This window comes from Synechococcus sp. CS-1328 (genome assembly GCF_025128095.1).
In the GTDB taxonomy this organism is placed as follows: Bacteria; Cyanobacteriota; Cyanobacteriia; order PCC-6307; family Cyanobiaceae; genus CBW1002.
Window position 1 is genome coordinate 52,994 of sequence record NZ_JAHLYT010000011.1, and the last position, 12,162, is coordinate 65,155.

Below are 12,162 nucleotides of genomic sequence, written 5' to 3' on the forward strand. Positions count from 1 at the left end.
AGGTCGGGCCAGGTGGATGATCGCCCTAGCCTCGCCCCATGACCCAGCCCATCCCGATCTTCATCGGCGTGGATCCGCGGGAGCGGGCCGCCGTGACTGTGCTGATCGACAGCCTGTATCAGCACAGCTCGGCTCCCTTGGCGATCACGCCGCTGGTCACGCCGCAGCTGGAGGCCCAAGGGCTCTACTGGCGCGCCCGGGATTCGAAGCAGAGCACCGCCTTCTCCTTCAGCCGCTTCCTGGTGCCGCGGCTGATGGACTATCGCGGCTGGGGGATCTTCATGGACTGCGACATACTCTGCCGCGGCGACATCGCCGAACTCTGGGCGCTGCGCGACGAGCGCTATGCCGTGATGTGTGTGCAGCACGAGCACGTGCCGGCCGAAACCCGCAAGTTCCAGGGCGAAGTGCAGAGCGCCTACCCGAAGAAGAACTGGAGTTCGCTGATGCTGTTCCAGGCCGGCCGCTGCACCGCCCTCACGCCCGAGTACGTGAACACGGCCACGGGCCTCGACCTGCACCGCTTCCACTGGCTGGCCGGTGACCACGAGATCGGCGCCCTTCCCGATCGCTGGAACCATCTGGTGGCCGTGCAGCCGCCGCCGCAGCGATCGGCCGGCGAGGGGGGACCTGTGCTGCTGCACTGGACCCTGGGCGGTCCCTGGTTCCGGGAGCAACGCACCATGGGAGAGGCCCTGGCGGCGGAGTGGTTCGCGGCCCGCGATGCCGCCTCCCGTCTGTGGGAGTGATCCGCGTGCCTCGTTCCGTCAGTCCTGATCCCGCCTCACCGCTGCCCACGATCGTGGCGGTGCCGGCCCGGCTCGCCTCCAGCCGCCTGCCCGGCAAGGTGATGGCCGACATCGGCGGCCAGCCGATGCTGCGGCGGGTGCTGGAGCGCTGCGCCGCCGCCGAGACCCCCGCCGCCGTGGTGCTCTGCACCGACAGCCAGGAGCTGGTGGAGGCCGCCGCCGCCTGGGGCTTCCCGGCGCTGCTCACCGCCGCCGACTGCCCCTCCGGCAGTGACCGGATCGCCTCGGTGGTGCAGACCCTGTTGACCATGGCCGGCACCGAGACGGCGCCCCTGAACGCCGAAACCGCCCTGGTGATCAATGTGCAGGGCGATCAGCCCTTCCTCGATCCCGCCGTGATCGATGCCATGGCGGCCGAGTTCGGCCGGCGCCGGCCGCTGCCGCAGGTGCTCACGCCCGTCTATCGCCTCAGCGCCGCCAAGGTCCACAATCCCAACGTGGTGAAGACCCTGCTGGCCGCCGATGGCCGGGCCCTTTACTTCTCCCGCTCGGCGATCCCGCACGTGCGTGATGTGGATCCCGCCGCCTGGCCCGACCACGCCCCGTACTGGGGGCATGTGGGCCTCTACGGCTACCGCGCCGATGTGCTGGCCGGTTGGGCGGCGCTGCCCCACTCGCCGCTGGAGCAGTTCGAGAAGCTGGAACAGCTGCGGCTGATCGAAGCGGGCATCGGCATCGGCACCTTCCCGGTGGAGGGCGACTCCCTGTCGGTGGATACGGCCGAGCAACTCGAACAGGCGCGCCAGATCGCCGCAGGAGGCCTCGCGGCTCAGGGGATCGCGGCTCAGTCGTTGCGGTCGCGCCAGCCCTCGGCACAGAGCTGACGCCACTGCGGTCGCCGCCCCAGGATCCGCTCCACCAGCTCCCGCACGGCGCCGTTGCCGCCGCAGCGTTCCAGCACGGCATCGGCTTGCCGCCGCAGGGGCGGGGCCGCATCGGCCGGGGCCAGCAGCAGCCCCACGCAGGGGCGCACCGCCAGGTCGTTGAAGTCGTCGCCCACAAAGGCGGTGCTGGCCGGCTCCAGGTCGAGCTGCTCCAGCAGCCGCGTCAGGGCGGCGGGTTTGTCCTTCACCCCCACCAGGCAGTGGCGGATGCCGAGATGGCGCGCCCGCGCCTCGGTGGCACCGCCCATGCCGCCGCTGAGCAGGGCCACCTCCAGCCCCGCCTGTTGCAGCAGGCGGATCCCCAGTCCGTCCCGCACATCGAAGCGCTTGAACAGCTCGCCGTTGGGGCCGTACCAGAGGCCGCCGTCGGTCAGCACCCCGTCCACATCGAGCACCACCAGGCGCAGCTGATCCAGGCGGGGCCCGAGCTGCCGCCAGCGCCGCCGCTGCCGCATCCTGTCGAGGGCGGCGATCATGGCTGGGGGCTCCGGCCACTGGTGAGGCCGGCCTGCACCAGATCGTGCAGCCGCAGCAGCCCCTGCAGCTGCCTGTCCTCATCGGCGCCGGTGTTGGCCAGCACCGGCAGGATCGAGATCGGTTTGCGGCGGTTCCGCTCCATCCGCTCCAGGGCCTCCACCGCCAGCAGGCCCGGCCCCACCGTGATCGGATCGGCGGTCATCAGGTCGCGGGCCGTGAGCGTGGCCCAGGTGCCGGGGCCATGGGCCTGCAGGGCGCGGCGCAGGTCACCATCGGTGATCAGCCCCGCCAGCCGTTCGGGTTCGTCCGGGTGGGCGACCCAGCAGGCGCCGATCGCGTCCTGGGTCAGTTGGGCAATCACCGCCGGCAGGTCCGCCGATGGAGCCAGGGGGTGGAGACGGGCGGCCGGCACCATCAGATCGCTGACGCGCAGGGTGAGCTGGCGGCCGAGGCTGCCGGCCGGATGGTTGAGGGCGAAGTCCTGGGGGGAGATGCCGCGCCGCTCCATCCACACCGCCGCCAGGGCATCGCCGATCGCCATCGCCACCGCCGTGCTGGCGGTGGGGGCAAGGTTGAGCGGACAGGCCTCCCGGTCCACCGAGCCATCCAGCACCACATCGCAGCCCCGGGCCAGGCTGGAGGCCAGCCGGCCCACCAGGGCGATGCGGGCGCTGCCGCGGCGCTGCAGATGGGGCAGGATTTCCAGCAGCTCCTGGGTTTCGCCGCTGTTGGAGAGCAACAGGACCACGTCCTGCGGAGCCACCACCCCCAGGTCGCCGTGCAGGGCATCGAGGGGGCTGAGGTAGATCGCCATCAGGCCGATCGAGGAGAAGGTGGCCGCGATCTTGCGGGCCACGATGCCACTTTTGCCCACGCCGGTGATCACCAGCTTGGCCCGCTGCTCGGCGCAGCGATCAAGCAGCTCGAGGGCCGCCTCCACCTGGCCGGCATCGAGGCGACCGGCCGCGGCGGCGATCGCCCCGGCCTCCTCCTCCAGACAGCGCGTCAGGGCCGACACCGGCGCAGTTCCACCATGATGCGCCCATTCTCCCCATCTCCATCCCGGACGGAGCTTGCGCGTCATGGAGATCCCGGGCCTGCCGCCCCAGTTGCTGCCCCTGCTGCGCCAGGCCGCCGCCCACCATCGCCTCGCCCTGGTGGGCGGTGCCGTGCGCGATCTGCTGCTGCACCGGGTGCACCACGATCCCTGGCGGGGCCTGCCCGATCTGGATCTGGTGGTGGAGGAGGCCAGTCTGGACAACGTTTCCCAGCCGGATCAGGATTCCGGCGAGGAGCCTCAGCCGCCGGCGGCCCATCGGCTCGCCCGCCGGTTGCGGCAGCAGCTGGGGCCGCGGCTGGTGCCCTATCTCCAGGAGCACGGTGCCTACGGCACGGTGGAGCTGGAGCTGGATCTCGGCGCCTTTCACGGTGCGGCCCTCCAGGCGGTTGACCAGCCGCTGCTGCTTGATCTGGCCAGTGCGCGGCGGGAGAGCTATCCCGTGCCTGGCGAGAACCCCCGGGTGCGCTACGGCAGCCTCGACGACGACCTGGCCCGGCGCGACTTCACGATCAACGCGATGGCCCTGCTGCTGGTGCCCTGCCGAGGTGATCCCGCCTGCCCGCCGGATGTCAGCTGTCTGCTGGATCCCCATGGCGGCCAACGGGATCTGGCTTTGCGCCAGCTGCGCTTCCTCCACGCCGCCAGCGTCCGCGATGACCCCACCCGGGTGCTGCGCGGTGCCCGCTACGTGGCCCGCCTCGGTTTCACGCTGGCCCCGGAGAGCCTGCAACAGCTGCAGAGCACCCTGGCCACCTGGCCCTGGGGGTGGCGGCCGGGTGATCCGCCGGGGCAGGCTCCCTCGGCCCTGGGCACCCGGCTGCGCATGGAACTGGAGCTGCTGCTGGAGCGGGAGGCCTGGAGCCGGGCCCTGGCGGCGCTGCAGGGGTGGGGGGCGTTGCTGCTGTTCGATGCCCGGATCCAGGCGGATCGAACCTGGCCGCGGCGGCTGGCGTGGGCCCAGCGCTTCGGGTTGCCCCTGCCGGCGGCCCTGGTGGCCGGCGCCGCCGATCCGCTCGCCCTGGCGGAGCGGCTGCAGTTGCCCCATCGCCAGCACAAGCTGCTCAGTCAGTGGCTGCTGTTGAGGCAGCGGCTGGCGGATGCAGCAGCGTCTCTGGCGGATGGCCCAGCGGCGGCATCCCAGTGGACCCAGCTGCTGGAGAGTCCGGGTCTCTCAGCCGAGGCGGTCGCCCTGGCCCTGGCCTGCGGCAGTACCCAGCGGCGGCCGCTGTTGTGCTGGTGGCTGCGCTGGCGCCATGTCAGGTCGCCGTTGTCAGCGGAGGATCTGCTGGCTCAGGGGGTGAGGCCTGGTCCCCAGCTGGGGATGCGGTTGCGCCAGGCTCGGCTGGAGGCCATCGACCAGCTGGAGCAGGCTCGGGTGCAGCGGCGGCTGGCAGCCCCCACAGGGCGGTGACGGCCAGATAGCCGATCAGGCACTGGCTGGCGGGATTGATCAGGAACACCGTGGTGGCCAGGGCGTTGAACAGCAGCAGCAGATCCAGGGCGATCGCCGCTTCCGTGAGGGTGGTGCCTTCGCGCCCCCAGGCGAGTCGCAAGGGTGTGTGCCGCAGCCGCAACCGGATCGCCATCGCCAGGATCACCAGCAGCAGCACCAGCGCCAGCAGGCCGAGACTGCCGGTTTCGCCCAGGATCTGAGCGACGCTGTTGTGGGCATGGCCCATCGGCCGCCAGCCGTCGCCGCGCGCCTGGGCGGTGGCTGCGGTGCAGAACTCCCGTGCCCGCGTGCCGAAGCCGATGCCGTACAGGAAGCGATTCTGGCCGGAAAAGGCGATGCCGCCGTAGCACGCAGCTGCTTTGAGGCGGCCCAGGTCGGAGAGAAGATTGCGGCCGCTGCTGGGGGCCAGCACGAACCACCACAGGCTCATCACGGCGGCCAGGGCCGCGGAGCCACCAAGAGCCAGCAGCGCTGCCTGGCCGGCCTTCAGCCGTCCCCTGGCCCGGCTGATCAGATACGCCATCGCCATGGCCAGCAGCGGTGCCAGCAGGGCCAGGCGTGATCCCGTGCGCAGGCAGAGCCCGTAGCCCAGCAGCGCCGTCGCCAGGAGTGCCAGGCGCTTCCAGCCCGTTTTTTCCAGCAGCCCGCCATAGGCGGCACAGACACTGAACAGCATCGCCAGGGTGGCGAGGCGATTCAGCCCGCCGATCCCCACCTTCTTCTGTTGGATCACGACGTCCAGGGGGGTGCTGAAGTCGAGGCTGCCGGGCCAGTGCAGGGCCAGCAGCAGCACCACCGGCACGGTCGCCAGGCCGATCCACTGCAGCGAGGCCCGCCAGGAGGCTGGCCGCCGACCGGCACCGGCGGCCAGACCCAGCACCACCATCAGCATGTCGCTGGGACCGGAGGGGCTGCTCTCCTCGCCGAACAGCACCACCCGCACGTTCACCAGCAGCAGCCCGAGCATGAGCGCCGCCCAGGGGGTTCCGGCCGGCCTCTGCCGCACCTGCCGCACCGCCTGGCTGACCAGCCGCAGGGCCAGCCAGATCAGCAGCAGGCCGGTGGCGAGCAGCTCCTGGGAGCGGAACAGTTGCAGGGCGAAGATCAGCGGCAGCAGGGCATCCAGCCAATCCGTCGCCCCCTCGCCCGGCCAACCCCACCGGCGTGGACTCCTGCCGTGCGGAGCGGCGTCCCGGGACGCGATCGCGGCAGTCGTCGTGGCCATAGGCGGAGCTGCGCGGAGATCAGGTCTGGACGCTTCGATCTCGGAGGATTCCAGCACAGGCCCTGGGCGCCGCTTCTGCGGTCACATCTGCTCGGGAGCCTGGGCTTCGATCACTTCGCCGATCACGCTGGCCTGGCCAAAGCCGGCTGCTGCCAGGTCCTCGAGGGCATCGGCGGCCTTTGCGGCCGGCAGAGCGGCCAGGAGGGGACCACAGGTCTGCGGATCGATCAGCAGCCCCAGCCGGGAGCCTGGGGCTGGCTGGTCCAGCCGGATTGGGCCGTCGAGCGCGGCTAGGGCGGCCGCATTGGCGGGGGCGAGGCTGCTGGCGAAGCCCTGCTCCAGCAGCTCCAGGGCTCCGGCCAGGGCCGGCACCGCGGTGGCCCTCAGCCGCACGGCCAGGGGGAGAGGCGAGGCGCCACGACCGAACCCGAGCATCTCGCCCAGATGCCCCAGCAAGCCGAAGCCGGTGATGTCGGTGCAGGCCCGGCAGCCGTGGCGCGCCAGCAGTGGCACCAGATCCGCCTGGCTGCGCTGCATCTCGGCCAGGGCCGCGGCGATCCACTCCGGCCGGGCCGCGCCGGCCATGGCGGCGGCAAACAGCACGCCACTGCCGATCGGACGCGTCAGCAGCAACCGATCGCCAGGGCGCAGGCCGCCCTTGGGCCACAACCGCTCCGGCGGCGCTGAGCCGTTCACGGTGAGCACCAGGGTGATCTGCTGGCTGGGCGGGCCGTTGGTCTGCGGCTGCCCCGTCCCAGCGGCCCTGCTGGCAGGCATCTGGCGCTCCTCAAGGGTGTGGCCGCCGATCAGACAGGCTCCCATCGGCTCCAGCACCGAACGGATCCCGGCCAGAGACTGGACCAGCAGCTCCTCCTGCAGGGTCGACCCCACAGCCGGCAGGGTCACGGCCGCCTGAACACTGCGCACCGAAGCACCGCAGGCCCAGAGATCGCTGCAGGCATGCAGGGTGGTGAGTCGGGCATTCAGCCAGGGGTCACTCAGCAGGGCCGGGAACCCATCCACGCTCTGCAGCCAGTGCTCACCGTTGGCGCCGCGGCCCAGCTCCGCCGCATCCTCCGGGGCCGGTGGATGGCGGCTGCCGCTGACACGGGCCAGGGCGGCGGTCAGTGGTGCGGCGGCCAGCTTGGCGGCGCAGCCGCGACAGGCCATCGGCTCGCCATCAGCGGTCTGCATCGGCTGCAGGGCCGTGAACAGATCCAGAAATCGCCGGTCGATCTGCTCCTTCCCGCGCCAGAGCCACCCCGCCGGCCCGATCGCAAGAGGGCCCCACAGCGCCACGGCCTGGGGGGGAGGCCCGGGCAGCCCCAGCAGCTGCAGCGCTCGCCGCTGGGGTCGCCAGGGCCGTAGGGGCCGCCCGCGCAGGGCGCGTTCCAGGTTGGTGGCCAGCACCGGCGCGGCCCGCACGGCCCAGACCCCCGAGGCCGCGCGCGGATCCGCTCCGATCAGGCCGCAATCGCCGCTGGCGAAAATTGCCGCCTCATCGATCACCTGCAGGCAGGCATTGGTGATCACCCGTCCCGAGGTCGGCTCCACCGGCAGTCCCGCGGCAGCCAGCCAGGCCGGAGCCCGGCTGCCGGTGCAGGCCAGATCGGCCGGGGCGTTCTCCGGCTGATGGCGCTGCACGCCGATGCCGGCGGCCGCCAGCAGCCGTTCGCCCAGACGGTTGGCGGCGCCTGAGCCGAGATGGAGCTCCGTTCCGCGCAGCAGCAGTGAGCAGGCGATCCCCCGCCCTCGCAGCGCCAGGGCCAGCTCCACGGCGGCGGCACCACCGCCGCGAATCCGTAGGGTGCCCCCGGCGCTGGGGGTCAGGCCGTCGCAATAGTCGAGAAAGGGCTCCAATGGTTTCACTGGCACGGGAGCCTCTGTCACCCCTCCATCGACAGCCTCCACGCCTGCCGCTGATGCGGTCACGGCTCCCACATCGAGGCTGAGCCGGTCCCAGCGCAGCGCCGGCCGGCCGGCCAGTTGCACCTCCTTCTTCTGGAGATCCAGCCCTGTGATCTCCGCCTCCACGAAGGCCGCCCCCGCCAGGTAGCAGAGTCGCCGCAGGTCGATGGCACAGGCGTGGCGGTCGTACCAGCCGGCCACCAGCCCCGGCACCATGCCCGAATAGAAGGCCGTGCCGGAGCGGCTCACCAGGGTGACCAGGGCGGCCGGTCGCCGCTCGGGCCGCATCGCCCAGCTCCGCAGCACCAGGGCATGGCTGTGGCCGCCGCCGGCCATCACCAGGTGCTGCTGCGGGAGTCTGCGGCTCTCAGGGGCCATAGCCGCGGGGGTTGGCGCTCTGCCAGGCCCAGCCATCCCGGCAGATGTCCGCCAGGCTGCGGCGGGTGCGCCAGTCAAGCCGCGCGCTGGCCAGGCCTGGATCCGCCACCGTGGTGGCGGCGTCTCCCGGTCGGCGATCGACCAGCTCATAGGGCAGGCGATGGCCGCAGGCCGCCTCGAAGGCGTGCACCACGTCCAGCACCGAATGGCCCTGGCCACTGCCGAGGTTCACCGTGAGCAGCTGGGGCTCCTCCCGCAGCAGCGTGTCGAGGGCGGCCCGGTGCCCATCCGCCAGATCCATCACGTGGATGTAATCGCGCACGCCGGTGCCGTCCGGGGTGGGCCAGTCGCTGCCGAAGATGTGCAGGGCCTGGCGCCGGCCCACCGCCACCTGGCTGAGGTAGGGGAAGAGGTTGTTGGGGATCCCTTCGGGGTCCTCGCCGATGCGGCCGCTGGGGTGGGACCCCACCGGGTTGAAGTAGCGCAGCCGGGCGATGCGCCAGCCCGCCTCGCTGGCGGCCACATCAGCCAGCACCTGCTCCACCGCCGCCTTGGAGTGGCCGTAGGGGTTGATCGGCTGGATCGGGGCCGTTTCCGGGATCGGCACCGTGTCCGGATAGCCGTAGAGGGTGGCGCTGCTGCTGAACACGATCGTGCGGCAGCCATGACGGCGCATCGCCTCCAGCAGCCGCAGGCTGCCGCCCAGGTTCGTGTCCCAGTAGCGCAGGGGCTCCGCCACCGATTCCCCCACCGCCTTGAGGCCGGCGCAATGCACCACGGCCCCGATTCCCTCCGGGCTGGTGGTGAAGGCCGCGTCCAGATCGTCGGCACAGCGCACATCCCCTTCCACCAGCTGCAGTCGCACCGCGCCGTGGCCATCGCGCCAGGGTCCGCGCGCCTCTCCCTGCAGGCCGCCCAGCTCCGCTACCCGCCGCAGTGCTTCCGGCGAGCTGTTGTCGAAGTTGTCGAGCACCACCAGCCCATGCCCCGCCTCGAGCAGGGCCACGCAGCAGTGGCTGCCAATGAAGCCGGCGCCGCCAGTGATCAGCAGATGGGCCATGGCGGGCAGGGGAAGCGGGCCTGTCTTCAGGGTACGGACAGCCGGTGATCCCGCAGACTGGCCGCAACGACGGGGCGGGCCGGCAAGGGGCGATGGCGGAGAAGCTGCAGAGTCTGCGGGGCATGGTTGATCTGCTGCCCGCTTCCATCGCCTTGTGGCAGCACGTGGAGGCCACGGCCCGCGACCATTTCCGCCGCGCCCGCATCGCCGAGATCCGCACCCCCCTGCTGGAGGTGACGGAGCTGTTCGCCCGCGGCATCGGCGAGGCCACCGATGTGGTGGGCAAGGAGATGTACACCTTCCTCGACCGGGGCGAGCGCAGCTGCACCCTGCGTCCCGAGGGCACTGCTTCGGTGGTGCGCGCCGCGATCCAGCACGGCCTGCTTAGCCAGGGGCCGCAACGTCTTTGGTATGGCGGCCCGATGTTCCGCTACGAACGCCCCCAGGCGGGCCGGCAGCGCCAGTTCCATCAGATCGGCGTGGAGCTGCTCGGCTTCGCCGACGCCCGCAGCGACGTGGAGGCGATCGCCATCGCCTGGGATCTGCTCGCCGCTCTGGGGGTGGGGGGTCTGGCCCTGGAGCTCAACACCCTTGGAGCCCCCGAGGACCGGACCCGCTACCGCACCGAGCTGGTGGCCTGGCTGGAGGCCCATCGGCAGCAGCTCGATCCCGACTCCCAGGCCCGCATCCAGACGAACCCCCTACGGGTGCTCGATTCCAAGCACCCCGGTACCCAGGAGCTGCTGGCGGGTGCTCCGGAACTGGCCGACGCCCTCAGTGGTGAGAGCCATGAGCGCTTCAGCCAGGTGCGCCATGGGCTCGAGGCGCTCGGGATTCCCTTCACCCTCAACCCGCGGCTGGTGCGCGGCCTCGATTACTACAGCCACACCGCCTTCGAGATCACCAGTGACCAGCTGGGCGCCCAGGCCACCGTCTGTGGCGGCGGCCGCTACGACGGCCTGGTGCAGCAACTGGGCGGGCCGGCGACGCCGGCGATCGGCTGGGCCCTCGGCATGGAGCGGCTGGTGTTGTTGCTGCAGCAATCGGAGGCCCAGCCCTGGATGGCGGCCGCAGCGCCGCAGGTGTATCTGGTGAACCGCGGCGAGCGGGCCGAGGCGGTGGCGCTGCAGTTGTGCCGTGAACTGCGCCGCACGGGAATTGCGGTAGAGCTCGATGCCAGTGGCTCTGCTTTCGGTAAGCAGCTCCGCCGGGCGGATCGTCAGGGAGCCGCCTGGGCCTTGGTCATCGGCGACGAGGAAGCGGCCGGCGGTGTGGCCCTGCTCAAGGACCTGCGGCGCGCAGAGGAGACTGGAGACGAGGGTGGAGCGGCGCCAGATCGGGCGGGTCCGGGTCAGCGGCTGGACCTGGCCGAGATTCCAGCGCAGTTGGCGCATCTGCTGGCTGGCTGAGCTCCGGGCCTCAGCTCCCCTTAACCTCGCCCCACCGCGAACCGCTGCGATGACTGCCGCTTCAGGGATCCGCACCATCTGCTGCATCGGTGCGGGCTACGTGGGCGGCCCGACCATGGCGGTGATCGCCGATCGCTGCCCCCACCTGCAGGTCACGGTGGTGGATCTCAACGCTGCCCGCATCGCCGCCTGGAACGATGCCGATCTCAGCCGGCTGCCCGTCTATGAACCGGGTCTCGATGCGGTGGTGGGCCGCGCCCGCGGCCGCAACCTCCACTTCAGCACCGAGGTGGACGCCGCGATCGCGGCGGCGGACATGGTGTTCCTCTCGGTGAACACCCCCACCAAGACCCGCGGCCTGGGGGCGGGCCAGGCCAGTGACCTGCGCTGGATCGAAGCCTCGGCCCGGCAGGTGGCCCGCTGCGCCCGGGGCCACACGATCGTGGTGGAGAAGAGCACCCTGCCGGTGCGCACCGCCGAGGCGGTGAAGGCGATCCTGGAGGCAGCCGAGGGTGAGGCCGAGGCCCGCGAGGATGCCGGTGGACCGGCCGCCAAGAGCTTTGCGGTGCTGTCCAACCCCGAATTCCTGGCGGAAGGCACGGCGATCGGCGATCTGGAGCAGCCGGATCGGGTGTTGATCGGCGGTGAGGATGCAGAGGCGATCGAGGCCCTGGCTTCGATCTATGGCCACTGGGTGGCCCCTCAGAAGATCCTGCGCACCAACCTCTGGAGCAGCGAGCTGTCCAAGCTCACGGCCAATGCGTTTCTGGCGCAGCGGATCAGCTCGATCAACAGCATCGCCGCCTTCTGCGAGGCCACGGGGGCCGACGTGCAGGAGGTGGCCCGGGCGATCGGCACCGACAGCCGCATCGGCGGCCGCTTCCTGGCGGCAGGCCCCGGCTTTGGCGGCAGCTGCTTTCAGAAGGACATTCTCAACCTGGTGTACCTCTGCCATCACTACGGCCTGCCGGAGGTGGCGGCGTACTGGGAGCAGGTGGTGCAGCTCAACACCTGGCAGCAGCACCGCATCAGCCGGCTGGTGGTGCAGAAGCTGTTCGGCACCGTGACCGGCAAGCGGCTGGCCGTGCTCGGCTTCGCCTTCAAGGCCGACACCAACGACACCCGCGAAGCGCCGGCGATCCGGATCTGCCGCGATCTGCTCGAGGAGGGGGCGCAGCTGAGCCTGCATGACCCCAAGGTGAGCAGCCAGCAGATCGAGCGTGATCTGGGCCAGGCGGCGGTGGCGCCGGAGGCGGTGGCAGCCGTGGCGCAGGCGGGGGAGGGGAGCTGGCGGCGTGCAGAGACCGTCCAGGAGGCGGTCCAGGGCGCCGATGCGGTGCTGCTGCTCACCGAATGGGGTGAGTACCGCCAGCTCGACTGGCCTGCCCTGGTGGCTGGGATGCGGCAGCCGGCCTGGTTGTTCGATGCCCGCGCCATTGCCGATGCGGCGGCGGCCCGGGCCGCGGGCCTGCGGGTGTGGCGCGTGGGCGAGGGCTGAG

The 12,162-nt window shown here is 71.5% G+C and carries 9 protein-coding genes; 5 read left to right on the top strand and 4 right to left on the bottom strand.

The window, feature by feature from the left end:
* Positions 1 to 38: 38 nt before the first annotated feature.
* Together KQ310_RS01850 and kdsB are read left to right on the top strand one after the other, a co-directional pair.
* Positions 39 to 749, top strand: coding sequence for a glycosyltransferase (locus tag KQ310_RS01850; protein WP_259720093.1), 711 nt, complete (start codon positions 39 to 41; stop codon positions 747 to 749).
* A 5-nt stretch (positions 750 to 754) separates the two neighbouring features.
* On the top strand, positions 755 to 1,633 hold the full coding sequence (gene kdsB / locus KQ310_RS01855; protein WP_259720094.1) for a 3-deoxy-manno-octulosonate cytidylyltransferase: 879 nt from the start codon (positions 755 to 757) through the stop codon (positions 1,631 to 1,633).
* On the opposite strand, the gene KQ310_RS01860 is transcribed toward kdsB, so the two are convergent.
* Entirely contained in the window at positions 1,594 to 2,169 is a 576-nt protein-coding gene (locus KQ310_RS01860; protein ID WP_259720095.1) for an HAD family hydrolase, read from the bottom strand. The genes kdsB and KQ310_RS01860 overlap by 40 nt on opposite strands.
* Positions 2,166 to 3,188 carry an SIS domain-containing protein gene (locus tag KQ310_RS01865; RefSeq protein ID WP_259720096.1) on the bottom strand — a complete coding sequence of 341 codons (1,023 nt, stop codon included), beginning with the start codon at positions 3,186 to 3,188 and terminating at the stop codon, positions 2,166 to 2,168. Before KQ310_RS01865 ends, KQ310_RS01860 begins: the two co-directional genes overlap by 4 nt.
* Before the next feature lie 64 nt (positions 3,189 to 3,252).
* Here KQ310_RS01865 and KQ310_RS01870 point away from each other — a divergent pair, with 64 nt between their 5' ends.
* On the top strand, positions 3,253 to 4,641 hold the full coding sequence (locus KQ310_RS01870; RefSeq protein WP_259720097.1) for a CCA tRNA nucleotidyltransferase: 1,389 nt from the start codon (positions 3,253 to 3,255) through the stop codon (positions 4,639 to 4,641).
* A gap of 1,348 nt (positions 4,642 to 5,989) precedes the next feature.
* On the opposite strand, the gene KQ310_RS01875 is transcribed toward KQ310_RS01870, so the two are convergent.
* Both KQ310_RS01875 and galE read right to left on the bottom strand, forming a co-directional pair.
* On the bottom strand, positions 5,990 to 8,194 hold the full coding sequence (locus KQ310_RS01875; protein ID WP_259720098.1) for an AIR synthase-related protein: 2,205 nt from the start codon (positions 8,192 to 8,194) through the stop codon (positions 5,990 to 5,992).
* The gene (galE, locus tag KQ310_RS01880; RefSeq protein ID WP_259720099.1) at positions 8,184 to 9,254 is read right to left on the bottom strand and encodes a UDP-glucose 4-epimerase GalE; all 1,071 of its coding nucleotides are present in this window, start codon (positions 9,252 to 9,254) and stop codon (positions 8,184 to 8,186) included. The genes KQ310_RS01875 and galE overlap by 11 nt, the downstream gene beginning before the upstream one ends.
* A gap of 92 nt (positions 9,255 to 9,346) precedes the next feature.
* Between galE and hisS the strand changes: the two genes are divergently transcribed.
* Both hisS and KQ310_RS01890 read left to right on the top strand, forming a co-directional pair.
* Complete coding sequence (gene hisS / locus KQ310_RS01885; RefSeq protein ID WP_259720141.1) at positions 9,347 to 10,663, top strand: histidine--tRNA ligase; 1,317 nt, start codon at positions 9,347 to 9,349, stop codon at positions 10,661 to 10,663.
* Between the two features lie 49 nt (positions 10,664 to 10,712).
* Positions 10,713 to 12,161 (top strand): nucleotide sugar dehydrogenase, encoded by a 1,449-nt coding sequence (locus KQ310_RS01890; protein ID WP_259720100.1) that lies wholly within the window; start codon positions 10,713 to 10,715, stop codon positions 12,159 to 12,161.
* The last annotated feature ends 1 nt before the right edge of the window (position 12,162 follow it).